Source organism: Saccharothrix sp. NRRL B-16348 (assembly GCF_001280085.1).
Taxonomy (GTDB): domain Bacteria; phylum Actinomycetota; class Actinomycetes; order Mycobacteriales; family Pseudonocardiaceae; genus Actinosynnema.
Genome location: NZ_LGED01000269.1, coordinates 176,179 through 200,713, shown reverse-complemented (window position 1 = coordinate 200,713; position 24,535 = coordinate 176,179). Strand labels below are relative to the sequence as shown.

Below are 24,535 nucleotides of genomic sequence, written 5' to 3'. Positions count from 1 at the left end.
CGTCCTGCACCTGCTCAGCCCTCCACTCTCACAACTCCAGGCCGGTCGCCCAGGCCACAAAGGTCAACTGGTCCACGGCCAGGCCGACCGATCGGCTCACCGAACGGCCCGCGTGCCCCACCTCGGTCTCACGGCGGAGCAGCACCGGGTGCTTGGTCGGATCACTCGACGTCGCGTGCTGCAGTGCCGCGCACATCTTCCGGGCGTGGTTGGGGTCCACGCGGCTGTCCGACTCGAAGACCGTGAACAGGACCGAAGGGTACTCAACACCCGGCCGCACCCGGTGGTACGGGGAGTAGGCCAGCAGCCAGGCCAGCTCTTCGGGCACGGCCGCGGAGCCGTACTCCTCCGCCCAGAGCCGTCCCAGCAGGAAGTTCTCGTACCGCACCATGTCCAGCAGTGGCGCTGAGCACACCACCGCCGCGTACAGCTCCGGCCGCTGCGTCAACGCCGCGCCGACGAGCAGCCCGCCGTTCGACCCACCCATGATCGACAACTGCTGCGGCGTGGTCCACCCGTCGCGGATCAACCGCTCGGCCGCCGCGTGGAAGTCGTCGAACACGTTCTGCTTGCGCTCGCGCATCCCCGCCCGGTGCCATTCCTCCCCCTCCTCGTCGCCGCCGCGCAACGACGCGTGCGCCCACACGCCGCCCGCCTCGACCCACGCCAACGTGGTCGCGCTGTACCCCGGCCCGCGGCCCACCGCGAACCCGCCGTACCCGGTGAGCAACGTCGGCCGGGGCAGGTCCGGGTGCTGCTTGCCGGACACCACGAACATTCGCACGACCGTGCCGTCGGACGACGTGTACGAGACCTGTTGTGTGGACAACTCCGGCAGCGTCACCGTTCCGGGCGCCGCCGCGTCCAGCTCGGTCCGCCCGCCCGACAGCGAGTACCGGTACACCGACAAGGGCGTGGTGAAGTCCGACCAGCCGAACCACAGCACGTCCCGGTCCGCAAGGGTCAGGTCGTCGACTGTGGACAACCCGTGCAGCGAGCCCGTCCCGGGCAGCGGGATCTCCCGCAGGTGCTCGCCGGTCGCGGGGGAGTGCAGGTGCAGCTCCGACACCGCGTGCCTGGTCCGCAGCAGCACCAGCGACCCGTCCAGCCACGTCAGCGCGTCCAGCACCGAGTCGGGCTGCTCGCCGACCAGCTCGGTCCACTCGGTCGGCGCCGCCGGGTCGGCCACGCACACCCGGAACCGGGGCGCGTCCAGGCTGGTCCGCAGGTAGAGCCGCCCGTCCGGGGCGACCCACGCCGAGCACTGCACCCCGTCGGAGTCCCGCACGACCGGCGTCAGCTCGCCGGAGCCGTGCAGGTCGGCGATCCACACCGAGTCCCGCCGCACGGTGCCGGGCGCGCCGTTCACCACCAGCCACCGACCGTCCTCCGACAGCGACAGCCCGTAGTAGTACGTGTGGTCGAGCCCGTCGCCGTGCACGTTCACGTCGTCGGACGCGGGCGTGCCCACCCGGTGCCGCCACACCCGCCGGTGGAACTGCCGCTCGTCCTCGGGCACCAGCTCGGGGTCGATCCGCCGCACGTAGAAGAACTCCTCGCCACCGGGCAGCCAGCCGACCGGCGAGTACCGGCACCGGTCGATCGGCCCGTCCAGCAACTCGCCCGTGTCGACGTCCACGACGTGCAGCAACGAGTGCTCGTCACCGCCCACGGACACCTGGTAGGCCAGCCGCGTGCCCTCGCGGGACGGCGACCAGCGGTCGAGCGTGGTCCGCCCGGACGGGTCGAGCGCGGACACGTCCAGCAGCACCCGCTCCACGCCGTCCACCCGCACGTACAGCACCGGGTGGTCCTCATCCGGCCCGCGGCGGGTGTAGAACGCCCGCCCGGCCCGCCACACCGGCGTGCCGACGGACCCGGTCCGCATCAGCTCACCCAATCGGGCGGCGAGCGCGTCACGACCGGGCATGGCGTCGAGCCACGACCGCGCCACGCCGTCCTGCTCGGCGGACCACTCGGCGGTTCGGGGGTCCGCAGGGTCTTCGAGCCAGCGGTACGGGTCGGGGACCGCGTGTCCGTGCAGGTCGTCGACCAGGTCGAGCCGCGGCGCGGCGGGGTAGGTGATCGTCGCAGGCAGCGCTGCGCGGGAGGCATCGGTCACCTACCCGAGCGTAGCGCGGGTGATGAAAACCATCTCCGATAGGGGTCGATTCACCCAAGTTTCGCTCACGGCTTCGTGACACGTCACATATCACAGGTGATTTTTGGGGTCGATCTGTGGTCTGCTAGGGCTGAACCGGTGGAGGTGGTCGCGTGCCAGACCGACAACCCACCCCGATCGGCGCCCTGGTGAACGCCGGGATCGCGTCGTCGGTCCCGTCCGGCCAAAAGCAGCTCGCGCTGAACACCGTGCACGCTGTCGCCGACGGGCAGGGGGCCGGTCAGGCGCCCGTGGTGTTGCCTTGGGGAAGACGCAAGGTCCTGCTGCTCAACGCCACGTTCGAACCGCTCACCGCGCTGCCCCTGCGGCGCGCGGTGGTCCTCGTGGTGTGCGGCAAGGCCGAGGTCGTGCACGGTGACCCCGCGGGGGCCGTCGTCCACTCCTCGACGTCCGAGGTGGTCGTCCCGTCGGTGATCCGGCTGGCGAACTACGTGCGGGTGCCTTACCGCGGCCGTGTCCCGCTCACGCGGGCCGGGTTGATGCACCGGGACCGGTACCGCTGCGCGTACTGCGGCGGACGCGCCGAGACGATCGACCACGTGGTGCCGCGCAGCCGCGGCGGCCCCCACTCGTGGACCAACTGCGTCGCCTGTTGCGCGAAGTGCAACCACCGCAAGGCCGACAAGCTCCTCTCGGAGCTCGGCTGGCGCCTGCGCGTGGTGCCCAACGCGCCCCGCGGGCCGCACTGGCGGCTGCTGGCCGGCGTCACCGAGGCCGACCCGCTGTGGCTGCCCTACCTCGGCGAGCCCGCGGCTTAGCGACCGCTCCTCCTCACGCCGCCAGGACGTAGTCCTCGCGGTCGTCCGTGATGCGCACGGAATCCGACGTGATCCGGACCGAGCCGGCCATCGTGATGCGCACCGAATCCGCCGTGATGCGCACGGAGTCGGTGTCCGCTCCGGTGATCCGGACGGAGTCGGTGTCCGCACCGGTGATGCGAACGGAGTCGGACTCCGACGCGGTGATGCGAACGGAGTCGTCGGAGGTGATCCGGACGGAGTCCTCGGAGGTGATGCGCACCGACTCGGCGAGCACTGTCTGAGGCTGAACAGTGGTAACGCTCTGCTCCGATTGGGTGTACGACGAAAGAGTGAGGGCGGCGACCAGAACAAGGTTCATGGTGTACATGTCGTGTCCTCCGAGACTCATCGGGCGGGAATTGGTCTCCGGAATCGGATGCGCAAGACCCGTACAGGTGAAAAGCTAGAAGCCGAGTGGGCCCAGGACAAGACGCCAAACCGGCCGCCATTCGCCTCCGTCCGGGGGAAGGCCATCCGGGTGTACGCACTGCGACGATCGAGCACGAGAGCTAGTGCATCCGGCACCGATGGATACCCAGGGTGACGTCGTCGCAGGTAGGACGTCGGGTAGATCACAAGGGCCTATGCCAAGTGCCGGGGCCCATCCCGGTGACGACCACGTGCCCGCGGCCCGGTCCCGCGTCCCACGACGTGGTCACCGCCGTACGCGTGATCGCGGACGCCGCCGACGGGGCCGCGTTCACAGTTGGACGGGCCGCCGGACGGCCCCGCGCGCACCGCCGAACCCCCATCAGTGCGGAACAGGTGCCCTCACCCCGAGGTGACCAGGACGATCGGTTACCGTAACCGCCGTGACCATCGTGGAGACCGTGCTCGTCTTCGCGCTGATCCCGCTGGCCATCTACGGCGTGATCACGCTACTGACGCTGAGGCCGAAGGCCACCCGCATTCAGCGGTACCGCCCGGGCCAGGAGTGGAACTACGCCCCCGTCTGGTGGACGGCGAACCCCGCGGGCCTGCCCGGCGGCGCGCACCGGGCCGTCACGACGCCGGCCGAGGGCCGTACCGCCAAGGGAGGTGCCCGTGGCAACTGGTGAGCTGCTGAAGGCGGAGGTCGACCCGTCGACGCTGGAGGTCGGCGCGGTCGTGACCAACAGCGGCCGGGTGTCCGCCGCGAAGATGTACGAGCCGCACGCGCCGAGCCTGCCGTTCACGCCGGTGCAGCTGGCGAGCTTGGACGAGGCGTTGACGCTGGCCAGCCGCACCACCGGGCTGGACTTCAGCGTGTACCTCGGCGAGTTGGGCGCGGACGCGCGGGCGAAGGCCGAGGAGCTGCACGCCGCCACCACGCGCCCCACGCACGCCGTGCTGGTCGCGGTGTCGCCCGGTGAACGCCGGGTGGAGGTCGTGACGGGCGAGGAGTCCCACCGCCGCATCGCCGACCGCGGCGCGAAGCTCGCGGTGATGAGCATGGTCGCCTCCTTCAAGGAGGGCGACCTCTCCGGCGGCCTGGTGAGCGGTCTGCGGATGCTGACCGACCAGGCGGGCCCTGCCCCCAAGCACGTCTGACGACCCGCGACGAAGTGAAGGCCCCGGCATACCCCGCCGGGGCCTTCACGTTTCACCGGGACTTGAGCGCGTCCACGAACGCCCTCAGCCGGGCCGGGCTGACACCCAGCACGACGCCGGGGTTCTTGCTGTCCCGCACCGCGCCGAGGTGGTTCGCCACCTCGACGCATGAGCCGCTTTCGACGCTCTTGCTGGACTTCCTCCACCGCAGGGTCATGAGACTCCCGTCGTCCGCACCTCCTTCGCGATCAGCTCGAAGGATCGTTCCGGGCTCATCGCGACCTCCAGCAACCTTGGCACGGACGCCTCGAAGCCGGCTACCACCTCCGACTCCTGCACGAACACCGAGCTGATCGGGTTCTCCAGGTGTACGAACGAGGTCCCGTTGCACTTGAGCAGGTGGAAAGCGCCGTCCATGCCGGGGTGCCAACCAGTGGTCGACGGCACGATCCGGAGTTCGACGTTCTCGTGTGCGCTCATCATCAGCAGATGGTCGAACTGCTCGGCCATGACCTCGCTGCCGCCGATCGTCTGTTTCAGCACCGCCTCGCCGATCAGGGCCGTGAAGCGGACCGGGTTGCGGCGGGTGAGGACGTCACGCCGCCCCATCCGCACCGCGACGCGGGTCGCGACCTCGCCCTCGGGGATCCTGGCCGACTCCATGATCGAGCGGGTGTACGAGCTGACCTGGAGCAGGCCGGGGATGAGCTGCGGCGACCAGCTCACCACCTCGTGGGCCATCTGCTCGACCTCCACCAAGGCGGCGAGTTGTGCCCGGCGTTCGGGGAGTTCGATCACCGCAAGGGGTGATCCGCTGGGATCTTCGGTCATCTTCAGGATTTCTTCGCGATCCCGATCGGTGATGTCGAGCGGCTCGAGGATGCGGATGACCTCTGCCCGGGTCGGGACGCGCTGGCCGCTTTCGTTGCGCGAGAGCAACGAATGCACGACGCCAATCTTCTTCGCGAGTGCGCGTTGACTGAGTTTGTTGGCCACGCGAACGTTGCGCAAACGCGCTCCCAATGCGATGGATTTCGAGGTGTTGCGGTTCATGGAAATGCATCCTAGGGCGGGACCGGTGGTCAAGTCTCTCGCTCGAAAAGGGGATTGACCAGGTGTTGCGGGCCGGACAAAGTGTTGTGCACCAGAGCTTCCGGCCAGCCCGCACACTGGTCGGACATGCGCGGCGGGTGGTGCAGCGCGCGACGGGACTTCGCAGCGCACACCACCCGCCGTGCCCTTTGCATATGTGCGCTATAGGGGGTGTCATGGAGTCCGAAGAAAGGCCGTCCACGAGGTTGAGCACGGCTCGCAGCCGCGAATTGGGCGAGGAATTGCGCCGTGTGCGTCACCGTGCCCGGATGTCGTCGGCATTCGTCGCCGAGGCGTTGGGCTGGTCGTTGGGCAAGCTGTCGAAACTCGAAACCGGCAGTCGCGGCACGAGCCCGTGGGAAATCGGGACGCTGCTCGGCCGCTGCGGCGCCGACAAGCCGACCAGGGACCGGATCCTGGCGATCGCCAGCGAGGTCGACGCGGGCAACTTCCTGCGCCGGCACGAACCGTGGTCGGACACGCTCACCGCGGTGTCCCTGCACGAGCACGCGGCCCGCACCGTGACGACCTACGAGCCGCTGGTGGTGCCGAGCCTGGCGCAGACCGAGGACTACGCGTACGCGTTGACCAACGACCGGGACCTGACGGAGGCGCGCATGACGCGGCAGGACACGATGCGCAGGCCGGGCGGCCCGGAGACGGTGATCTACATCCACGAGGCGGCGCTCAGGGTCGTCGTCGGCGACGCGAAGGTCATGCGCGACCAGATGCTGCGCCTGACGTTGATGTGCGGCTGGTCGCGGATCAGCCCGCGGATCATCCCGATGAGCGCGCCGTCGCACGCCCACCTGCGCCACTCCGCGACCCTGCTGACGTTCTCGTCGCCGGTCAAGCCGCTGGCCTACGCGGAAACCGAATCGGCCACCGTCTTCCACGACGACCCGGCCGCCATCAGCGCCTACGAGGCCAAGATGCGCCAACTGGAACGCGTGGTCCTGAGCCCGGCCCACTCACGTGACGTGTTCGCCCGCTGGGCCGACGCCTACGACCGCGACCACCGCTCCGCGCCGGAAGCGAAACGGGGCAGCGCCTGAGCACTGCCCCGTCCACCTCGAAGCCATGACGCCCGCAGCGCTCCGACTCTGCGGGCACTGCGTGCTTCCACCACGTCTCGGATCACAGGTCGAGCACGGTGCGAAGAGCGGTGTCCACCTCGTTCATCTCGTGCAGTGACAACCTTCCGACCAGGTCGCCCAGGCGTTGCGGGTCGACGGCCGTGGTCTGCTCCACGAGCACTCGCGTGGGCTGCCCGTTCAGCTCGATCTCGGGCCGGAACGACGCCGGTCGGGCCGACGTGGACGTCGGCGCGACGAGCCACGTGCTCAACGGAAGCGCGTTCGACTGGACGACGACCGCGTAGCGACTGCCTTGCTGATCGTGCCCGGTGGCATTGCGCGGAGCACGAAGGCGGTAGACCTCACCACGCACGCAGTGGCTCCAAGTCCGCGAGCACGGCCCGTGCTTCCGCCACGTCGTCGGGGTCGGCCGCCAGTGCCAGCGCTTCCTGGCGCAACGCCTCGGCTTGCTGCACCTTCGCGGCCAGGAGCAGTGCTTCGCGGATCGCGGCTGAAGCGCTGCGGCCATCGGCCGTCAACCTCTCCAGCGCTTGTTCCGTCTCCCGGTCCGGGCGAAAAGTTATGGTGCCCATGTGGCGAGTGTACTACAAACCGTAAGACGTGCGGTGACACGATCGGGGCCACCGCACGTCTCACGTCGAACTCAGGACCGGTCGAACTCCTGGGCCGCCAGGGCGCGCACGATGCCCGCGCGGCCTTCCGACACCAGTCGCCGCAGGGCGGGCGGGCGTTCCTCGGCCAGCCACTCGTCGGCCGCCGTGACCGTCTCCTTCGAGATCGACCACGACGGGAACAGGCCGACGACCATCGACTGCGCCCGCTCGCTCGACCGGCGGTCCCACACGTCGGCCACGTCGGCGAAGTACCGCGCCACGAACGGCTGGAGCAGCGCCTTCTGACCGGGGTGCTGGATGCCCGCGATGATCGCCTCCGACACCGCGTTCGGCAGCTCGTCGTCGTTCACCGCGCGGTCCCACGCCTCGGTCTTCGCGTCGACCGTCGGCCGCAGCGCGCGTGCCGACTCGGCCTTGCGGCGGCCGGTGGCGGTCGGGTCGCGCTCCTCCTCGGCCTGGATCTCGTCCAGCCCGGCGGCGTCGTGCGCGACCAGCGCGTGCAGCAGCCGCCACCGCAGGTCGGTGTCCACGTCGAGGCCTTCGAGCACGTCCGTGCCCTCGAACCAGCCGCGCACGACCGCGAGCGTCTCCTCGTCCAGCACCGAACCGGCCAGCGCGTTCACGAACGCGAGCTGGTGGTCCGAACCGGCCTCGGCGGCACGGGCCAGCTCCAACGTCCGCGAGGTGAACTTGCGCCAGCCCTCGTCACGCCACGACACGTCCGCGTACGAGGAGAGCGCGGTCTGCGCCTGCAGCAGCAGCCGCTGCACCACGCCGACCTCGGTCTCCGCGTGCAGCCCGCCGAGCACCAGGTTCACGAAGTCGCGCGCCTTCAGCTCGGCCTCACGCGTCATCTCCCATGCCGCCGACCAGCACAAAGTGCGTGGCAGCGGCTCGGCGATGTCGGCGATGTGGTCGATCAGCGACGCCAGCGAGTCGGCGTCGAGCCGCATCGTGCAGTAGGTGAGGTCGTCGTCGTTGACCAGCACCAGCTTGCCGCGCGGCACGCCGACCAGCTCCGGCACCTCGGTGCGCTCGCCGGACACGTCCAGCTCCACCCGGTGCGTGCGCACGAGCTTGCCGTCGGCGTCGGAGTCGTACACGCCGATCGCCAACCGGTGCGTGCGCAGCTCGCCCGCGCCCGGTCGCGCACCGCCCTGGAGCACGGCGAACTCGGTGAACCGGCCCTCGGCGTCGATCGAGTACTTGGGTCGCAGCAGGTTCAGGCCGGTGGTCTCCAGCCACTGCGCGCTCCACCACGACAGGTCGCGCCCGGACGCCTCTTCGAGCGCGTTGAGCAGGTCGGCCAGCGTCGCGTTGCCCCAGGCGTGCTTGCTGAAGTACACCCGCAGGCCGGACAGGAAGTTGTCCAGCCCGACGTAGGACACCAGCTGCTTGAGCACCGAGGCGCCCTTGGCGTAGGTGATGCCGTCGAAGTTGACCTCGACCGCCTGCAGGTCGGGGATGTCGGCGGCCACGGGGTGCGTGGACGGCAGCTGGTCCTGCCGGTACGCCCACGACTTCTCGATCTTGGCGAACGTCGTCCACGCCTGCCGGTACTCGGTCGCCTCGGCCTGCGCCAGCACCGACGCCCAGGTGGCGAACGACTCGTTCAGCCACAGGTCGTCCCACCAGCGCATGGTCACCAGGTCGCCGAACCACATGTGCGCCATCTCGTGCAGCACGGTCTCGGCACGGCGTTCGTACAGGTAGCGGGTGACGCGGCTGCGGAAGACGTAGTCCTCCAGGAACGTGACGCAGCCCGCGTTCTCCATCGCGCCCGCGTTGAACTCGGGCACGAAGCACTGGTCGTACTTGCCGAACGGGTACTTCACCCCGAACGCCTTGTGGTAAAAGCCGAAACCCTGCTTGGTCTCGGTGAACAGCCGCTCGTGGTCCATGTGCGGCGCGAGCGACGCGCGGCAGTAGATGCCCAGCGGGATCGTCGTGTCGCCGTCGGTGAACTCGTCGCGCCACTCCGCGTACGGGCCCGCGACCAGCGCGACCAGGTACGTCGACATGGGCTTGGTGGTGGCGAAGACGTGCTTGTCCGCGCCGCCGACACCGTCCACAGTGGACTCGATCGCCGAGTTGGAGACGACCTTCCAGTGGTGCGGCGCGGTCACCGTGAGGTCGTAGACCGACTTCAGGTCGGGCTGGTCGAAGCAGGCGAACATGCGCTTGGCGTCCGCCGTCTCGAACTGCGAGTACAGGTAGACCTCGCCGTCGACCGGGTCGACGAACCGGTGCAGGCCCTCGCCGGTGTTCATGTACCGGCAGTCGGCCTCGATGGTCAGCTCGTTGACCTCGGCCAGGTCGGGCAGGTGGACGCCGTCCTCCTCGCGGTACTCGGAGACGTCCAGCTCGTGTCCGTTGAGCACGGCGCGGTGGACACTGGCGGCCACGATGTCGACCCACGAGGACGCGCCGGGCGTCCGGCTGCGGAAGGCAACCGTCGTGGTCGAGCGGAACGTGTCCGAGCCGGGCTTGCCGCCACCGTCGGTCAGGTCCAGCTCGATCCGGTAGGAGTCGACCTCCAGCAGCGCAGCCCGCTGCTGCGCCTGGTCGCGGGTGAGGTTGGGTGCCGCCACTGGTCACCTCGTCTGCCGCCGCCACGGGACCTCGGCGTCGGCGTCGTCGGAACGGGAAAGGGGTGTCGAGTCGGTGAACACGACAGTCGCATCCAATCACGTGGGACCCCCGGAAGTGGACTGGCGTCCGAGGGAAGACTGCGTACGGTCGGCTGGTTGAGCACGATGGAAGCACCGGACCTGGTGCACCCGCTCACGAACAGCCACGGAGGGAACACCGCATGTCGACAGAGGGACGCACGAAGGTCGACTTCTACTTCGACCCGATCTGCCCGTTCGCGTGGATCTCGTCCCGGTGGATCCTCGAGGTGGAGAAGCAGCGCGACCTCGACCTGAACTTCCGCGTGATGAGCCTCTCCGTGCTGAACGAGGGCCGCGACCTGCCCGCCGACTACCGCGACATGATGGACCGCGGCTGGGGTCCGGTGCGGGTCGCGATCGCGGCGGCCGAGCTCAAGGGCGACGGCGTGCTGCGCGACCTGTACACCGCGCTCGGCACCCGGATCCACAACGAGGGCCTGGGCAGCACGCGTGACTACGACCAGGCCATCAAGCTGGCGTTGGAGGACGTGGACCTGCCCGCGGAGCTGGCCGAGGCCGCGCACACCGACGCGCGTGACGAGGAGCTGCGGGCCAGCCACCACCGCGGCATGGACCCGGTGGGCATGGACGTCGGCACGCCCACGATCCACATCGACGGCGTGGCGTTCTTCGGGCCCGTGCTCACCAAGATCCCGCGTGGCGAGGACGCGGTGAAGGTGTTCGACGGCGCGCGGGCGTTGGCGAGCTTCCCGTACTTCTTCGAGCTCAAGCGCACCCGGACCGGGGGTCTGGACTTCTCCTGACGCGTTCGATGTGACACTCTGGGGCCGGTTTCGTTCTGGAGTGTCACATCGTTCTCGGGAGCCCGCAGTGATCGAGGTCGTCAACCCGACCACCGAAGAGGTCGTCGGCACGGTCCGCGCAGGCACGCCGGGTGACGTGGACGCCGCCGTGACCAGGGCTGTCGCCGCGTTCCCGGCGTGGTCGGCGATGTCGCCGGACTCCCGCCTCGCTCTCGTGCGGGCGATCGCGGACGCCGTCGAGGCGCGGGCCGAGGAGTTCGCCGCGACCATGACGGCGGAGATGGGCACGCCGATCACGTTCGCGTCGCGCGTGCAGGTGCCGAACCCGGTGGGCATCGCGCGCGGCGTGGCGGACGCGCTGGCCGCCGGGTACTTCGACGGCGCGGAGATCGGGAACTCGCTCGTGCTGCGGGAGCCGGTCGGCGTGGTCGCGGCCATCACGCCGTGGAACTTCCCGTTGCAGCAGATGGTGGCCAAGGTCGTGCCCGCGTTTGCGGCGGGCAACGTGGTCGTGCTCAAGCCGAGCGAGCTGGCCCCGCTGACGGCGGACCTGCTCGCTTCGGTGCTCTACGACGTCGGCGTGCCCGAAGGCGTGTTCTCCCTGGTCCACGGCACGGGGCCGGTGGTGGGCGAGGCGTTGGTGAGCCACCCGATGGTCGACATGGTGTCGTTCACGGGGTCGACGCGGGCCGGCCGTCGGGTGTCCGCGCTGGCCGCCGAGACCGTGAAGCGGGTGGCGTTGGAGCTGGGCGGGAAGTCGGCGAACCTCGTGCTGGACGACGCCGACCTGACGCGTGCGGTGAAGATCGGCGTGGGCAACGCGTACATGAACAACGGTCAGGCGTGCAGCGCGTGGACCCGCTTGCTGGTGCCCGCCTCCCGGCACGACGAGGCGTTGGAGATCGCGGTCGCCGCCGCGTCGAAGTACGAGCCCGCCGACCCGGCCCTCCCGTCCACCCGGATGGGTCCGGCGGTGTCGGCCGCGCAACGCGACCGCGTCGTCGGCTACGTCGAGCGCGGCATCTCGGAGGGGGCGAAGCTGGCGCTGGGCGGCCCGTCACGTCCGCTGGACCGCGGTTTCTTCGTCGCGCCGACCGTGTTCGGCGACGTCCGGCCGGACATGGCGATCGCGCAGGAGGAGATCTTCGGCCCGGTCCTGTCCGTGATGCCTTACGCGGACGAGGACGACGCCGTGCGGATCGCGAACTCCACCATCTACGGCCTGGGCGGCGCGGTGTTCTCCGCCGACCCTTCGCGCGCGCTCGCCGTGGCAAAGCGCCTGCGCACCGGCCAGGTGGACATCAACGGCGCCGCCTTCAACACCAGCGCCCCGTTCGGCGGCTACCGCCAGTCGGGCAACGGCCGCGAGTTCGGCCCCCACGGCCTGTCCGAGTTCACCGAACTGAAGTCCATCCAACTCTGACCCCGCGCGTGTCGAACCTCCAGACCGCGCGTGTCCTACGTTCGCGTCGCGCGTGTCCTACGTTCAGAACACCCGAGTTGAACGCTCAGAACAGTCGATCTTGTTCTGAGCGTTGAACTCGGGGTACGGGAACGTAGGACACGCGCGTTCTGAACGTAGGACACGCGGGACCTGAAGGTTCGACACGCGCGGGGTCAGGCGCGGAGGAGGCCGTTGGTCAGGCGGGGGACGGCGGTGCTCACGTTGACCTGAGAGGCGAGGGCCACGTCGCCGGCGTGGCCCGCGGCGATCAGTTCGCGGCCCGAGACGCACCCCGCCACCACGTCCTCCACCGAAGCCCACGCGTACATCTCCGCCGCCAAAGCCGCTTCCACCGAAGCCGATCCGTAGCCCAACAGGGACGACATGATCGCCCCCGCGCCGAGCAGGTCCTCCACCGCCGGCCGCAACGGTCCAGCGTCCGCGTCGTCCACCATGTTCACGCCCCACCGCTCACCACCCGGCACGACGCCGATCGGCCCACCCGCCGCCAACGCCCGAGCCGCCACGGCGACCGCCCGCGCGTTCCGCAGGCACCCCGCCAGCACGATCGCCCCCGTGGCCTCCGCCAACGAGCACAACGTCGCGCCGTTCGCCGAAGCCAACTCCAGCTCCGTCCCCGCCGGCACCGACACCAACGACGACGGCCGCAACGTCCACGACGGGTCCGCCGGACGTGCCGCCGAACCGCGCTCCGCCCACCGCACCGGCCGCACGGCCCCACCACGCGCCACGACGACGTCCACCGCCGTGGAGAACGACAACACGTCCACGATCACGAGCACCGCGCACTGCTCCCCGAGCGCGGCCACCCCCTCCGGACCCCACTCCAACCGCAACCGGCAACCCTCTTGTCCGAACACGCGGCCAAGGATGGCAGACTTGCTGACGTGCGCGTTTACCTGGGATCGGACCACGCGGGCTTCGAGCTGAAGACCCACCTCGTCAAGCACCTGACCGACGCGGGCCACGACGTGATCGACGTCGGACCGGCCGTCTACGACGCGGAGGACGACTACCCGCCGTTCTGCATCGAGGCCGCCCGCCGCGTGGTCGCGGACGAGGGCAGCCTGGGCATCGTCATCGGCGGCTCCGGCAACGGCGAGCAGATCGCCGCGAACAAGGTGCCGGGCGCCCGTGCCGCGCTCGCCTACAGCGTGGAGACGGCGAAGCTCGCCCGCGAGCACAACGACGCCCAGCTGATCGGCGTCGGCGGCCGGATGCACACCACCGAGGAGGCGTTCGCGATCGTCGAGGCGTTCCTCGCCACCCCGTTCTCCGGGCAGGAACGGCACGCGCGCCGCATCGACATCCTCCGCGAGTACGAGCGCACCGGCGAGGCGCCGGCCCTGCCCTGATGCCCGAAGGTCACACGCTCCACCGCCTGGCGAAGCTGCACCAACGCCGGTACGCGGGCTCGACGGTCCGGGTGTCGAGCCCGCAGGGCAAGTTCTCCGCGTCCTCTGTGGACGGTCGGTTGCTCGAACGCGCCGAGGCGCACGGCAAGCACCTGTTCCACGTCTACGGGCCGGACGCGACCGTGCACGTCCACCTCGGCCTCTACGGCACGTTCACCGAGTCGCCGCACCCGGTCACCCAACCGGTCGGCCAGGTGCGGATGCGGCTGTCCGGCCCCACCCACTGGACGGACCTGCGCGGCCCGAACCGGTGCGAGATCCTGACCGACGACGAGGTGGCCGCGCTGCGCGCCCGCCTGGGCCCGGACCCGCTGCGCCGTGACGCGAAACCCGACCTGGCGTTCGCGCGCATAGCCCGGTCCCGCCAGTCCATCGCCGTGCTGCTGATGGACCAGGGCGTGCTCGCGGGCGTCGGCAACGTCTACCGGGCCGAGGTGCTGTTCCGGCACGGCGTGCACCCGCTCGTGCCCGGCAACCAGGTCGACCGGGCGTTGTGGGACGACCTGTGGTTCGACCTGACCGTGCTGATGCGCGCGGGCGTGAAGATCGGGCGCATCGACACCGTGCGGCCGGAGCACCTGCCCGAGGTCACCGGCCGGGCGCCGCGGCAGGACCGGCACGGCGGCGAGGTCTACGTCTACCGCCGCACCGGCCAACCGTGCCTGGTCTGCGGCACGCCCGTCGCCGCCGCCTCGCTGGCCGCCCGCAACCTTTACTGGTGCCCGACCTGCCAGCCCGCCTGACCTCAGGCCTCTGACCTCGTAACGCCGACCTCAGAACCCGCCGAAGTCGCCGCCGCCGAAGTCGCCGCCCCCGTAGTCACCGCCGTAGTCGCCACCGCTGTCACCGCCGCCGTCACCACCGTCGCCGCCGTCCTCGGCGCCGCCGGGGTCCTCCGACGCCACGGCCGCCGGCACGCCGACCATGCCCGTGAACATCGCGCTGAACAGCATCATCGAGGCGAAGCCCCACGCGCCGGCCACCAGCGCGGGCTTCCACCACGGCTCGGAGTACCAGCCCTCCGGCACCGGGCGACCCGCCACCACACCGCCGGGGTAGTAGTGCGGCGTCTGCGAACCCGGCCGCGGCGAGGCGACGTACCGGTGACCCTTCACCGTGACGTCGCGCTCCTCGGACACCTTGCCCGCCCGACTCTGGCCGGTCAGGTCCGGTAGCTCGGGACCGGGGTCGAGGTCCATCGCGACGCGCGCGGCCCGCACGTAGTACAGGCCTTCCATCGCGGTCTGCGTGACCAGGCGGCACTGCTCCACCGTGCGCGCCTGCTCCATCTGCGACCCGGCCGCGGTGAACCGCTCGGACGCGTCGGCCATCGCCTGCTGCGAGGCCACGTCCGTGCCGGACAGGTTCATCACCTGGCCGCCCAACCGTTCCACCCACCGGCGCGCCTCGGCCTGCGCGTCCTCCAGCTCCCGGCGGCGCTTCTCGGCGGCGGAGCGGACGCCGTACCAGACCGCACCCGCCAGGACCAGCAGCACGAGCAACACGATCGTGGTGGTCATCGACCCTCCCGGTGCTTGTTGTCCGGAAAACGCCCCACGCAGGGCGGAGGTTCCCGAAACGGTCAGAACACCTCCGGGCAGTGAGGCTCCCGATCACCCAACAGGGCGTGCGACAAGGCGTTCAGCGCACCCTCCGTGACCTCACTCACCCGCTGGGCCCGCGCCATGGACGTCAACCTCGTCCCACCGAGGTACGCCGCACCCAAAGCCTGCACGTCCAGCAGCACGTCCGGGTCGTCGTCCACGCGCTGCACGGTCGCCGTGCCGTCCTTCACGGTGAACCGCCGGCGGCCCTCGTTCCACGGGCAGAAGTCGTCCGACAGCTCCAGCACCACGTCCACGTCGGAGAGGTAGCGGCGGAGGGTGAGCGCGCGGTCGACGTCCACGAGCCGCACCCACAGCGAGTCGGTCCGGCGGCGCAGCGCGAGTCGTGAGTCCTCCAGCAGGTGGACGCACGGGTCGTCGGAGGCGGTGAAGAACTTCAGCTCGCCGACCATGTCGAGGTCCAGCAGGTACCGGTAGAGCGCCGCGTAGGCCTCGTCGGTGCGCGCCCCGATCTCGCGGACGTGCAGCTCGTTGCGCGGGCCGCGTTCCCGCCAGTCCGGCTTGACCCGGTAGACCGCGTAGCCCTGCGGGTGCAGCACGTAGCGGTACGCGGTCAGCCCGTCGCGGTCGCGTTCCGTGTCGGCGAACTGGTGGTCCCACGCGGCGTCCGTGCGGCTCAGCCACCCCGTCCGGCTCGGCCGCAGGTCTTCGTACACGGCCTTCATGGCCGGCATGGCCTCGTCCCGCGACACCTCGCGCACCCGTTCGTCGCCGGTCGACACGCCGGGGCGGAACCGCGCGCCGCGCGGCACTTCGAGCTGGGCGAACTCGGCCGCGAGCCCGTAGCCGTACCGGGGGTAGATCCCGGCTTCCGACGCCCACAGCGCGGCGATCGCCTCGGTGCCTTCCTCGTGCATGCCGTGCAGCTGGGCGCGCATCACGCGGGTGAGCACGCCGCGGCGGCGATGGCCCGGTTTCACGCCGACCGCCGTGACCGCCGCGACCGGTTTCGGACCGGCGCCGGGCAGGGTGATCTCGCGGCTCTGGATACCGCCGCCGCCGATCAGCTCGTCGCCGTCGAACACGGCGTGGTGCCGTTCGGGCTCGAAGAGGCCACGCCACCGTTCGAGCTGGTCCTCGACGCTGTCGAACAGGAATGCCGAGTTGACGACCCGCTGGAACTCCCGGAGGTCGTCCGCGGTGAGGGTGCGGAGTGTGAGCGCCATGGCACGTTCATACGCCGGTCGTCCGACGTGCGCGATCCAATTGAGGGGTCGCACTGGGGCTGCCCGGTCCGCGATGCTGCGCCGATGGACGCCCACTCGTTGGCCAGTGCGCTTCGCGTCGAAGCGGCGGCGTTGGCGGTCGCGGCCGATCTGGCACCACCCGGTCGTGACGTGCCGGCGTGTCCCGGCATGACCGTCGGTGACCTCCTCGTGCACGTCGGCTCGATCCACCGGATGGTCACGCGCTGGATCACCCGCGGCGCGCGTCCGGTGGCGTGGGAGTGCTCGCCGGGTGACGCCGACCTGGTCGACTGGTACCGGGTCGGCGCGGCGTCCCTGATCGCCGTGCTTGACCCGGCACGCGCGGCTTTACCTGCGGCGACGTGGTGTCCGTGGGACCGGACGGTGGGGTTCTGGGTGCGGCGGATGGCGCACGAGACGGCCGTGCACCGGGTCGACGCGCAGGCCGCGATCGGCTTGGCGGCGCCGTTGGAGCCGGGCTTGGCGGCAGACGGCATCGACGAGGTGCTGCACCTGTGGCTGGGCTGCCACCAACCACCCGGGGTACACACGTCCGGGCTCGCCGTGACGCTGCGCGTCCCCGGCCGCGAGTGGACCGTGGCGCTGCACGAGGGGGTCGTCGACTACTGCCCCCAGGCCGACCCGGCGGCCGTCGTCAGCGGCTCGCCGTCCGCGGTGGACTTGTGGCTGTGGGGGCGGGTGGGGGAGGAGCACGTGTCGGTGGAGGGGGACGTGGCGGTGGTGCGCGCTCTCCGTGCCGCCGTTGCCGCCGCTACGGGCTGAGTCGCGGCCGTTCGGCAGGCACACTGTGCGCGTGACGAAGCTGCGCGTGATCCTGAGATGCCTGGTGACCTTCGCCATCGGTGTCCTCATGGTGGTGCTGGCGATCCGCTTCGGCGAGGCCTTGTGGCGGGCGATCACGTCTTAGGCGTGAGCCTTGACGAAGCAGAACTCGTTGCCCGCCGGGTCCAGCAGCACCTGGAAACTGCCCTGCTCGTCGGTCTGCACCACACCCTGCGGCGTCGCTCCGAGCGCAACGGCCTTCTCCGTCGCCTCGGCGATGTCGTCGACGTCGACATCCAGGTGAAGCCGATTCTTCACCGCCTTCACCTCGGCCACGGGCTGAAACGAGATCCGCGGCCACCCGGGCGGCACGACGTGCGCCCACCCGTGCTCCCGCTCCACCGGCTCCCCACCGAGCAACCCCGCCCAGAACCGCACCAGGCGTGCGGGCTCAAGACAATCCACCACGATCTGGTCCAAACGCATGGCCCTCATCATGCGCCAACCCCGCAAAAGTGTGGGTTGTGGGAAGCCGCCCTAGCCAGTGACCGCTCCCCACAACCACACGACGAGCCCGCACGTGCCTGGGGTTTGACAACAACTCGTCACGAAGAGCGTAAAACCGAACCGAAGCCAACCGCCAAACCAAACCCCACCTCAACAGCGTGAACCTGGCCGGCCACCACCCCACCGGGACCAACCAAACCCCCAAACCCACTGAATCACCGCAGGCCACCACCCGCCCAACCACACCACTTACCGCCCCACCGGTCACATCCCCGCCCCGCTGGCCTGCGCCGAACGCAGCAGCGGCGCAGCGACCACGAGATCGCCTCGGTCAACGGCCGGGGGTGATCCACCACATCGACGTCCACATAGGACGATCAGCAAGGCGACTGCCTGCGAAGAGAGCTGGAGCGGGTGACGGGAATCGAACCCGCATGACCAGCTTGGAAGGTCTGGCAGTGATCAAGCTCCTGACCACCTAACCCTCTGACCAGCACCTTCGCTCGCCATCTGACCGCCCGTGCCCCTGATCGACCGCTGTTGACCCTGAGATGGGGCACGCGAGGGGCACGGGCGGCGATGGCATGTCGCAGTCTTCATCGGGCACCACTCCGACACGCGGCCAACGTCTCGGTTGCCACGAGGTGGTGCCCGTTCGCGTGCCGTACGCCTAGCCCTCGTCGCTGAGTCGCCTACACCGATGGCAAGACGGCGAAGCCGTCGCGGCAGCCGATCGCCGTGCCCAGCCCGCTCAAGCCGCATGACCGCGCGATCGTCCCGACTGTCGAGCCGGTGAATCCGCGGTGACCTGAGCCCCCCAGCTGTAGCGCGCCGCTACCCGGCCACGTGCACCGACTCCGCGCACGGCCGACGGGCGAAGCGAAGCGGGAGCCCGGCGTGCCGGGATGCGGGGAGTCGGTGCCAACGTGAGCCGGTCTCAGCCGCGCGCTGCCGCAGGCGGCGCGCCTTGATCCTGTAGAGCCAAGTTCGGCAGGTAACACATAGCGTGACTTAGGCTATAAGCCCAACACCTACAGGTGTCCCCCGTTCAGGTGAGGAAGCTCCGCTATGGCGTCCGAGGCACAAAGGCGCGAGAAGGCGTTTGAGCAGGAGGTTACGCGTGTCGCTCGCTGGTTGTATCCCGATACAGAGGGTGACGGGGCGGTCATGTTCAATGGCCAAGAGCGTGACGGGGTCTTCATCAACGACGATGTGGCTGTAGCCATCGAGTCCACAGTAAGTCAAGCTAGAGGTAAGGCTCTAAGTGACGCGCGTAAGCTCGACGAGCTAAGTTTGCATTTGAAGGCCAAGTATCCTGGCAAGGAAGTAACAGGCTATCTGGTTACCAAGGGCGAGCCAACAGCTGAGCAGCGAACCGCCGTTCAAAGTATCGGAAACCAGCTTGTAAGTATTATTTCTTTTGAGGTTTTCAGAAACCGTCTGCTGAATGTTTCCGACTATCTGAGCCACAGGCGAGAATCTTCATTTGGTAGCGCTCGCGATTTGGTGAACGGATCATATAGGGACATTGGTGAGTATTTTCCGATGGACTTTGTTGACGTTCGGGATAACGCTCAAACCGTCTCATATCGGCGAGTAGTTGCGCAGGTAAAAGCGACGCAGCGAGTAGTAATCGTGGGCGACTACGGAGCTGGGAAAAGCATGACTTTGCGTCAAGCTTTTTTTGACCTTGCTGACAAGTATGGCATAGATGGCGAAACTCATTTTCCGATTCATATCAGTCTGCGCGATCATCATGGGCAGACCGATCCTATCGAAGCTCTAGAAAGGCACGCTCGTTCCATAGGTTTTAGGCGTGCTGACCACTTGGTGCGCGCGTGGCGCGCTGGATATGCGCATATACTGTTGGACGGATTTGATGAGATTGCGCCAGCGAATATTGGTGGTGGTTATTTCGAAAATGAGCGAAGTGCGCGATACTCAAGTGTCGAGCTAGTTCGCAGATTTGTCAGAGATACGCCTAATGCGGTGGGTGTCTTGATTGCAGGGCGGAAAAACCTGTTTTATAAAACTTCAGACCTGGAAGAAGCCCTGGGGCTCAATGAAACAACCGTGATTCTCAGCGCAACGGATTTCACTGACCAACAGGTTTCCGACTATCTCTCGCGGCAAGGCTGGGTAGCCGATATTCCTGCATGGTTGCCGTCGCGCCCTTTGCTGCTCGGCTATCTTGCGACTCAAAACATCCTAGAAGAGTTTGTCAAGAGAAGTGCGCTGGATGCCCCTGAAGGGTGGGATTTGCTCCTAAAAAGAACCTTCGAACGAGAATCTAACATTGAAGGTGGCGTATCAGGAGATCAGCTCCGATCCGTTTTCGAGAGACTGGCTACTAAAGCACGTGCAACTGGAAGTGGTGTAGGTCCGGTCTTTCTGGAAGATATCCGGCAGTCTTTTCGAGAAGTTGTAGGGTACCCGCCAGATATTCGTCAAGATATTTTGCTGCGGCGGCTGCCATGGCTGGTCATTGAGGATCCAAAGACAGAATCTCGGAAAATTATGGATTCTGTCCTAGCTGATGTCGCCCGTGCGGGCGATGTCGTCAAATATGTATACGATCCGTACAGTACTAATCTTCCTTCTGAAGATTGGCGTCAACTCCTTGAGGAGGTCGGCATAAGCTCGGCCGCTCACCGACTGGGTGTCGAAGAATCCGGCGCTGGTCTAGTCAGTACTGCACTTAGGTATGCGGTCAGTAGTCATGGTGCAGCACCGCCGCTAGCTGCTGACTTGTTGGCCATCGCACTGGAACTCAAGTCTGACATAGCCGGCCCTATCTACCTTCGGGAGCTAACAATAGCCGATTTTATGGTCCCTGCTGGCGTAAATTTGGCATCAGTGCAGTTTCAAGACTGTTTATTCGGTCGGCTCGAAATAGGAGGTGACCATCAAGCGTTGCCTCAATTCTATGCCTGTGCTTTTCTGCAGGTTGAAGGTGTTCGTCAGCAGGAGGACTTGCCATCTGACAAGTTCGTTAACTGTGAATTCGACGATTTTCTGATTTCTAGTGCTACTACGGATTCACTGCTCGAATTGCCGTATTCTCCGTCTGTGCTTGCCGGTTTGGTCATCCTTAAAAAGTTGTATGTGCAAGCTGGTGCCGGAAGAAAAGACAGTGCTCTGCGTCGTGGCATGCCACCGCAGTACTACCAAGTGGTCAATAATGTGATGGATGTTCTAGTGGCGACCGGCCTTGTGGTAAGCACTCGTAGAAATACCAGTAAAATTTGGGTTCCGATCCGTTCGCAATCAGGAAGAGTGGCCAGTGTCCTGGATGCAGCTGTTACGGGTGACTGGCCTAGCGATGAAGACCTGATTGAACGGCTTGCTGCCCTCGACTAAGGTTTACGGGTTCGCCCGCAGGCCATGCAGGCAGCTCGCTGGAACGTCGCTGGCTCGGATAGATTCCAGACGTGCTCGCAGCTCTCAGAGTAGGTCTCGAAGAAGTTGCCTGTGGAGAGGTTGTGTAGGGCTATGGCGCGTGCACTCTAGGAGCAGCAGGGCAGGAGGCCGGCGGTAGTGGACTGTCGCGGTGAGGTCTGGCTGCCTAGGGTGGGGCTGTGGATCTCGTCGCATGGGCCTACTCGGTCGCTGAAGACCGGCTTGCCGACTCGTTGCCACGACGGTGGGTGCACGTGCAGGGTGTTGCGACGCGGGCCGGGGTGGCTCGGCGGCTGTTCGTCGGGCAAGACCATGAGCTACTGACGGCGGCGGCTGTGCTGCACGATGTGGGGTACGCGCCTGATCTGGCGTTGACTGGGTTCCACCCGCTCGACGGTGCTCGTTACCTCGAACAGCAGGGCTTTCCGGAACGGCTGTGTGCGCTTGTGGCGCATCACTCGTGCGCGTGCAGAGAGGCTGAGTTGAGGGGGCTGTCAGCGGAGCTGGCTTCGTGGGAAGACGAGCAGTCCGCGGTGCGTGATGCGCTCTGGTGGGCGGATATGACGACCAGTCCGGACGGTGAAACAATGACCGTGGGTGATCGGCTCGGTGAGATCCACAAGCGCTATGGGCCGAAAGACGTCGTGACGGTCTTCATCAAGCAGGCTGAGCCTGAACTGAGAGCCGCAGTTGAGAGGACTGAGGATCGCCTGCGGGAGTTCGGGCGCGGTCACGTGGCGAAGTAGGGCTTCAGCCGGTTCTCGAAGCCGTGTTCGATCCGTAGTCGGATCGACGGGTGGATGTTGAGGGAGCTCAAGTCGCCGCGCTGGACCCAGTGGACCTCGCTGGACTCGCTGCTGGTGCGCAGCTCGCCGCCGACCAGGCGAGCGCGAAAGCAGATCGAGAATTCCTGGCGAACCTCGCCATCGGTGTACGAGATGACGTGTGCCGGGTCCGAGTAGATGCCGATGACGTCGGTCGGTTCGACATCGAACCCGGTCTCTTCCTTGACTTCGCGGACGACAGTGTGGCCGATGGTCTCGCCTACGTCCTGGGCTCCGCCGGGTATGGAGTACAGGTCGTTGTCGGTGCGGCGGATCATGAGTAGGCGGCCTTGGTCGTCCTGTACGAATGCGGTCACGGCTACGACGATGTTGGTCGCTTCGGGGGCGTTCGGGTCGTTGTAGTGGTCGGTGCGCGCCATGTGTCCCTGCCTACCACTTGGGTTGCTTGGCGTCGTCCCAGACGCTCTGGAAGCTCTCGGCGTAGGTCTCGAAGAGGTCCCCTCCGGAGAGTCGGCGCAGGTGGAGGACCGGGGCGTGGGCTGCCATGAAGCCGTGGACGTGGGTGTTGACGAGCATCTCGTCATCGAAGCGGTAGATCGAGTTGTAGAGCGTGGTGCGGTGGCAGCGGATCTCGGCGTGGCCGCTGTCGGCCAGTGGCTTGAAGAACGCGAGGGCGTTGCGGACCTTGGCGGCGAGGGTGCCCTTGCCGATGCCCTCCTCCTCGCTGCGGCGGGCGACCTCGCGGCTGGCCGGGTCACCCAGGAGTAGGCGGATCTTGACGCCTGCCTCGGCCTTCTGCCGGAAGGTCCTGATCAGGTTCGGGTTGTCGGTGAGGAACATGCCCGAGTAGACCAGGATCGAGATGTTCAGGCGGGCCTGGTCGACCAGGTGGCTCCACTGCTCCTGGGGGACGGAGTGGCGGTGCGGGTAGACCTGCACGACCTCCGATTGAGTGATCTCCTTTTTGGCATCCGGGGCGAGTGCGTTGGGCCAGAGGTAGGTCTCGGCCTCGCGGACCATGGCCGCGATGGTGCGCCGGTGACGGGGGTACGGGGTCCGGTCGAGGTTGATCCAGCGTTCGACCGTCTTGGGGTCCACGCCGGTGGCCTTGGCTACCTGGTTGGTGTCAAAGCCGTTGCGTAGCAATGAGTCTCGTAGGCGTTGGTTCGGCATGGTTCCCCCTGTGGAACGAGTTGGGACGTCTTCAAGCTACCAAGGACGTCTGTAGTTGTCCCGCTGTGCGGTGCTGCCGTCCCGTATTTCTGCCGAAAGTGGTTGGTGTCAAGGTGCTGGACAGAGGGTCCAGCCGACATCGACGTCAGGAGAACGGCTGTGGCGATCTCGGGTGGGAGCAGGCTCCCCACGTCGCACGACTTCGTGTTCCCTCGTGGCGCGCTGGTGATGGGTGTGGAACCGGTGCTCAAGTTCCAGTCGGCTGAGGAGCGGGCGAAGGGGTTGCCGGTTCAGCAGGAGACGGACAAGGAGTCCGGGTTGTTGGTGTGGTCGGTCTTGGTGATCGACCAGGCGGCGGAGCGCAAGGCCGAGGCTGCGGTGACGGTGAAGATCGCGGCTCCTCATCAGCCGGTTCCGCCAGAGGCGATTCCGGGCACCGATGTGCGACCGGTGGTCTTCGAAGGGCTGACGGTGACGCCGTGGATTGACGACAAGGCGTGCCGGGGGAGTCACGGCGGTGAGCGGCACCGGTGTCGGGCGAAGCTCGGGTACAGCCTGCGGGCCTCGGGCATGAAGCCGGTTGTCGTCAAGACCGCGTCCAAGGCGGCGTGACCGGATGCGCGCAGACATGGTTCGGCTTCATGTGACCGATGACCTGCCCATTCGGGCGTACCCGTTGGCGTTCGCGGACCGGGTGGAGATCCGCTTCGGCAACGCGTTCCCGGCGGTTCTGGTGGTTGACAGGGAGTCGATCAACAGGCTGCGTTCGGCCTTGCAGGACGGCGGAGTTGCGCTGGGTGTCGTGGGGGATGAGTGGGAGTGAACCCGTCGGAGGAATTGTGGTCGGCGGTGCGATCGGCGACGACGCTTCGGCATGCCCACGACGCGTTGGCGAAGGTGTTGCCCTCCCTCGAAGCCACCCAGGTGCAGTGGCTCGACTTCCACCAGCGGTCTGCCGAGACGTATCGGCGGATCGCGGAGAGGGATCGAGGCCGGCGGAAGGAGTCGCTGTTCCTCGCTGACTTGCACAGGGAGAAGGCGGAGAAGCTCGCGCACGCTCTCGTGTCGAACACCACTGTTCGTGCCGAGAGCCGGCGGGTCGCCGTGCTGTCCGGTCGGCCGCATGAGATCCGGCTCCGCGATGACATGTTCGCCAAGGCCATGCGTTTGGCGGGGTTTCGCTCGGACTACGCGGTGGCCAAGGCGATGGGGCTGCACCGGTCGACGGTCAAGCGTGCGCGTGCCGGTGAGCTGCGGCCCGGTGCCCGGTTCATCAGTGGGGCGTTGACCGCCCTCGCGCCGTTCGACTTCGAGGATCTGTTCGAGGTCGAGACGCAGGAGTGACGGGCGACCGGGTTAGCCGGTTCCGATCGACTGAGTGATCAGAATTGCTGGTTGGTGGGGTCGCCGGGAACAGGTTCGAGTCTTGGCGGGCTGAAGCTGTT

Annotated in this window: 27 protein-coding genes and 1 tRNA gene; 14 read left to right on the top strand and 14 right to left on the bottom strand. The window is 67.6% G+C overall.

The features are described 5' to 3' along the window. Positions 1–28 precede the first annotated feature (28 nt). The gene (locus ADK67_RS45815) at positions 29–2,122 is read right to left on the bottom strand and encodes a prolyl oligopeptidase family serine peptidase (RefSeq protein WP_053722892.1); all 2,094 of its coding nucleotides are present in this window, start codon (positions 2,120–2,122) and stop codon (positions 29–31) included. Between the two features lie 152 nt (positions 2,123–2,274). Here ADK67_RS45815 and ADK67_RS45810 point away from each other — a divergent pair, with 152 nt between their 5' ends. Then, entirely contained in the window at positions 2,275–2,940 is a 666-nt protein-coding gene (locus ADK67_RS45810; protein WP_231648694.1) for an HNH endonuclease, read from the top strand. 13 nt (positions 2,941–2,953) lie between these two features. On the opposite strand, the gene ADK67_RS45805 is transcribed toward ADK67_RS45810, so the two are convergent. Further along, entirely contained in the window at positions 2,954–3,217 is a 264-nt protein-coding gene (locus tag ADK67_RS45805) for a hypothetical protein (protein WP_053722891.1), read from the bottom strand. A 577-nt stretch (positions 3,218–3,794) separates the two neighbouring features. Between ADK67_RS45805 and ctaJ the strand changes: the two genes are divergently transcribed. Both ctaJ and ADK67_RS45795 read left to right on the top strand, forming a co-directional pair. Beyond that, complete coding sequence (gene ctaJ / locus ADK67_RS45800; RefSeq protein WP_053722890.1) at positions 3,795–4,040, top strand: aa3-type cytochrome oxidase subunit CtaJ; 246 nt, start codon at positions 3,795–3,797, stop codon at positions 4,038–4,040. Then, on the top strand, positions 4,027–4,512 hold the full coding sequence (locus ADK67_RS45795; RefSeq protein ID WP_053722889.1) for a DUF5130 family protein: 486 nt from the start codon (positions 4,027–4,029) through the stop codon (positions 4,510–4,512). Before ctaJ ends, ADK67_RS45795 begins: the two co-directional genes overlap by 14 nt. 52 nt (positions 4,513–4,564) lie before the next feature. Here ADK67_RS45795 and ADK67_RS50200 read toward each other — a convergent pair whose 3' ends face one another. Both ADK67_RS50200 and ADK67_RS45790 read right to left on the bottom strand, forming a co-directional pair. After that, positions 4,565–4,729, bottom strand: coding sequence for a DUF397 domain-containing protein (locus ADK67_RS50200; protein WP_082404831.1), 165 nt, complete (start codon positions 4,727–4,729; stop codon positions 4,565–4,567). Beyond that, on the bottom strand, positions 4,726–5,565 hold the full coding sequence (locus ADK67_RS45790; protein WP_063797939.1) for a helix-turn-helix domain-containing protein: 840 nt from the start codon (positions 5,563–5,565) through the stop codon (positions 4,726–4,728). Before ADK67_RS45790 ends, ADK67_RS50200 begins: the two co-directional genes overlap by 4 nt. Between ADK67_RS45790 and ADK67_RS45785 the strand changes: the two genes are divergently transcribed. Further along, on the top strand, positions 5,535–6,659 hold the full coding sequence (locus ADK67_RS45785) for a helix-turn-helix domain-containing protein (RefSeq protein ID WP_082404861.1): 1,125 nt from the start codon (positions 5,535–5,537) through the stop codon (positions 6,657–6,659). The two genes, ADK67_RS45790 and ADK67_RS45785, sit on opposite strands and share 31 nt — an antisense overlap. Positions 6,660–6,741: 82 nt before the next feature. On the opposite strand, the gene ADK67_RS45780 is transcribed toward ADK67_RS45785, so the two are convergent. The 3 genes from ADK67_RS45780 to pepN form a co-directional block, all read right to left on the bottom strand. After that, positions 6,742–7,053, bottom strand: coding sequence for a type II toxin-antitoxin system PemK/MazF family toxin (locus ADK67_RS45780; RefSeq protein WP_053722886.1), 312 nt, complete (start codon positions 7,051–7,053; stop codon positions 6,742–6,744). Next, positions 7,043–7,273, bottom strand: a complete 231-nt coding sequence (locus ADK67_RS45775) for a hypothetical protein (protein ID WP_053722885.1) — start codon at positions 7,271–7,273, stop codon at positions 7,043–7,045. The genes ADK67_RS45780 and ADK67_RS45775 overlap by 11 nt, the downstream gene beginning before the upstream one ends. Before the next feature lie 71 nt (positions 7,274–7,344). Next, positions 7,345–9,906: an aminopeptidase N gene (pepN, locus tag ADK67_RS45770; protein ID WP_053722884.1), complete on the bottom strand. Its 2,562-nt coding sequence runs from the start codon at positions 9,904–9,906 to the stop codon at positions 7,345–7,347. Between the two features lie 221 nt (positions 9,907–10,127). On the opposite strand from pepN, the gene ADK67_RS45765 reads away from it, so the two are divergent. Beyond that, positions 10,128–10,751 (top strand): mycothiol-dependent nitroreductase Rv2466c family protein, encoded by a 624-nt coding sequence (locus ADK67_RS45765; protein WP_053722883.1) that lies wholly within the window; start codon positions 10,128–10,130, stop codon positions 10,749–10,751. A 67-nt stretch (positions 10,752–10,818) separates the two neighbouring features. Then, positions 10,819–12,174, top strand: coding sequence for an aldehyde dehydrogenase family protein (locus ADK67_RS45760; protein ID WP_082404829.1), 1,356 nt, complete (start codon positions 10,819–10,821; stop codon positions 12,172–12,174). 194 nt (positions 12,175–12,368) lie between these two features. Here ADK67_RS45760 and ADK67_RS45755 read toward each other — a convergent pair whose 3' ends face one another. Next, positions 12,369–13,076, bottom strand: a complete 708-nt coding sequence (locus ADK67_RS45755) for a 2-phosphosulfolactate phosphatase (protein ID WP_053722881.1) — start codon at positions 13,074–13,076, stop codon at positions 12,369–12,371. Between the two features lie 27 nt (positions 13,077–13,103). Here ADK67_RS45755 and ADK67_RS45750 point away from each other — a divergent pair, with 27 nt between their 5' ends. Together ADK67_RS45750 and ADK67_RS45745 are read left to right on the top strand one after the other, a co-directional pair. After that, positions 13,104–13,571, top strand: coding sequence for a ribose-5-phosphate isomerase (locus tag ADK67_RS45750; RefSeq protein WP_053722880.1), 468 nt, complete (start codon positions 13,104–13,106; stop codon positions 13,569–13,571). Then, positions 13,571–14,374, top strand: coding sequence for an Fpg/Nei family DNA glycosylase (locus ADK67_RS45745; RefSeq protein ID WP_053722879.1), 804 nt, complete (start codon positions 13,571–13,573; stop codon positions 14,372–14,374). Before ADK67_RS45750 ends, ADK67_RS45745 begins: the two co-directional genes overlap by 1 nt. 30 nt (positions 14,375–14,404) lie before the next feature. Here ADK67_RS45745 and ADK67_RS45740 read toward each other — a convergent pair whose 3' ends face one another. Continuing rightward, positions 14,405–15,151, bottom strand: coding sequence for a hypothetical protein (locus ADK67_RS45740; RefSeq protein WP_053722878.1), 747 nt, complete (start codon positions 15,149–15,151; stop codon positions 14,405–14,407). 62 nt (positions 15,152–15,213) lie between these two features. Then, positions 15,214–16,422, bottom strand: a complete 1,209-nt coding sequence (locus ADK67_RS45735) for a GNAT family N-acetyltransferase (protein WP_053722877.1) — start codon at positions 16,420–16,422, stop codon at positions 15,214–15,216. A gap of 84 nt (positions 16,423–16,506) precedes the next feature. Between ADK67_RS45735 and ADK67_RS45730 the strand changes: the two genes are divergently transcribed. Then, positions 16,507–17,226 carry a maleylpyruvate isomerase family mycothiol-dependent enzyme gene (locus tag ADK67_RS45730; RefSeq protein WP_053722876.1) on the top strand — a complete coding sequence of 240 codons (720 nt, stop codon included), beginning with the start codon at positions 16,507–16,509 and terminating at the stop codon, positions 17,224–17,226. A gap of 141 nt (positions 17,227–17,367) precedes the next feature. Here ADK67_RS45730 and ADK67_RS45725 read toward each other — a convergent pair whose 3' ends face one another. Both ADK67_RS45725 and ADK67_RS51925 read right to left on the bottom strand, forming a co-directional pair. Further along, complete coding sequence (locus tag ADK67_RS45725; RefSeq protein WP_197289925.1) at positions 17,368–17,712, bottom strand: VOC family protein; 345 nt, start codon at positions 17,710–17,712, stop codon at positions 17,368–17,370. Positions 17,713–18,139: 427 nt separating this feature from the next. Beyond that, positions 18,140–18,240, bottom strand: a tRNA-Gly gene (locus ADK67_RS51925). Between the two features lie 561 nt (positions 18,241–18,801). Here ADK67_RS51925 and ADK67_RS51920 point away from each other — a divergent pair. Together ADK67_RS51920 and ADK67_RS45720 are read left to right on the top strand one after the other, a co-directional pair. Continuing rightward, on the top strand, positions 18,802–21,093 hold the full coding sequence (locus ADK67_RS51920; protein ID WP_157621612.1) for an NACHT domain-containing protein: 2,292 nt from the start codon (positions 18,802–18,804) through the stop codon (positions 21,091–21,093). A 218-nt stretch (positions 21,094–21,311) separates the two neighbouring features. After that, on the top strand, positions 21,312–21,878 hold the full coding sequence (locus tag ADK67_RS45720) for an HD domain-containing protein (protein WP_082404827.1): 567 nt from the start codon (positions 21,312–21,314) through the stop codon (positions 21,876–21,878). Here the strand turns inward: ADK67_RS45720 and ADK67_RS45715 are convergent. Both ADK67_RS45715 and ADK67_RS45710 read right to left on the bottom strand, forming a co-directional pair. Further along, positions 21,863–22,336: an NUDIX hydrolase gene (locus ADK67_RS45715; RefSeq protein ID WP_053722875.1), complete on the bottom strand. Its 474-nt coding sequence runs from the start codon at positions 22,334–22,336 to the stop codon at positions 21,863–21,865. The two genes, ADK67_RS45720 and ADK67_RS45715, sit on opposite strands and share 16 nt — an antisense overlap. Before the next feature lie 10 nt (positions 22,337–22,346). After that, positions 22,347–23,090, bottom strand: coding sequence for a DUF5919 domain-containing protein (locus tag ADK67_RS45710; RefSeq protein ID WP_053722874.1), 744 nt, complete (start codon positions 23,088–23,090; stop codon positions 22,347–22,349). 228 nt (positions 23,091–23,318) lie between these two features. Here ADK67_RS45710 and ADK67_RS45705 point away from each other — a divergent pair, with 228 nt between their 5' ends. From ADK67_RS45705 to ADK67_RS55220, 3 genes are read left to right on the top strand one after another with little or no spacing between them, the layout of a single operon-like run. After that, positions 23,319–23,702: a plasmid replication, integration and excision activator gene (locus ADK67_RS45705; RefSeq protein WP_442974259.1), complete on the top strand. Its 384-nt coding sequence runs from the start codon at positions 23,319–23,321 to the stop codon at positions 23,700–23,702. A 31-nt stretch (positions 23,703–23,733) separates the two neighbouring features. After that, positions 23,734–23,913: a hypothetical protein gene (locus tag ADK67_RS45700; RefSeq protein WP_231648693.1), complete on the top strand. Its 180-nt coding sequence runs from the start codon at positions 23,734–23,736 to the stop codon at positions 23,911–23,913. Further along, positions 23,910–24,434 (top strand): AMED_5909 family protein, encoded by a 525-nt coding sequence (locus tag ADK67_RS55220; RefSeq protein WP_331459431.1) that lies wholly within the window; start codon positions 23,910–23,912, stop codon positions 24,432–24,434. The genes ADK67_RS45700 and ADK67_RS55220 overlap by 4 nt, the downstream gene beginning before the upstream one ends. The last annotated feature ends 101 nt before the right edge of the window (positions 24,435–24,535 follow it).

Bases quoted from the DNA above. Each gene is read 5' to 3' on its own strand.
- ADK67_RS50200 (WP_082404831.1), bottom strand. From the start codon at position 4,729: ATGACCCTGCGGTGGAGGAAGTCCAGCAAGAGCGTCGAAAGCGGCTCA.
- ADK67_RS45785 (WP_082404861.1), top strand. From the start codon at position 5,535: ATGCGATGGATTTCGAGGTGTTGCGGTTCATGGAAATGCATCCTAGGG.
- ADK67_RS45790 (WP_063797939.1), bottom strand. From the start codon at position 5,565: ATGAACCGCAACACCTCGAAATCCATCGCATTGGGAGCGCGTTTGCGC.
- ADK67_RS45775 (WP_053722885.1), bottom strand. From the start codon at position 7,273: ATGGGCACCATAACTTTTCGCCCGGACCGGGAGACGGAACAAGCGCTG.
- ADK67_RS45765 (WP_053722883.1), top strand. From the start codon at position 10,128: ATGTCGACAGAGGGACGCACGAAGGTCGACTTCTACTTCGACCCGATC.
- ADK67_RS45745 (WP_053722879.1), top strand. From the start codon at position 13,571: ATGCCCGAAGGTCACACGCTCCACCGCCTGGCGAAGCTGCACCAACGC.
- ADK67_RS45740 (WP_053722878.1), bottom strand. From the start codon at position 15,151: ATGACCACCACGATCGTGTTGCTCGTGCTGCTGGTCCTGGCGGGTGCG.
- ADK67_RS45735 (WP_053722877.1), bottom strand. From the start codon at position 16,422: ATGGCGCTCACACTCCGCACCCTCACCGCGGACGACCTCCGGGAGTTC.
- ADK67_RS45730 (WP_053722876.1), top strand. From the start codon at position 16,507: ATGGACGCCCACTCGTTGGCCAGTGCGCTTCGCGTCGAAGCGGCGGCG.
- ADK67_RS45725 (WP_197289925.1), bottom strand. From the start codon at position 17,712: ATGCGTTTGGACCAGATCGTGGTGGATTGTCTTGAGCCCGCACGCCTG.
- ADK67_RS51920 (WP_157621612.1), top strand. From the start codon at position 18,802: ATGGCGTCCGAGGCACAAAGGCGCGAGAAGGCGTTTGAGCAGGAGGTT.
- ADK67_RS45715 (WP_053722875.1), bottom strand. From the start codon at position 22,336: ATGGCGCGCACCGACCACTACAACGACCCGAACGCCCCCGAAGCGACC.
- ADK67_RS45710 (WP_053722874.1), bottom strand. From the start codon at position 23,090: ATGCCGAACCAACGCCTACGAGACTCATTGCTACGCAACGGCTTTGAC.
- ADK67_RS45705 (WP_442974259.1), top strand. From the start codon at position 23,319: ATGGGTGTGGAACCGGTGCTCAAGTTCCAGTCGGCTGAGGAGCGGGCG.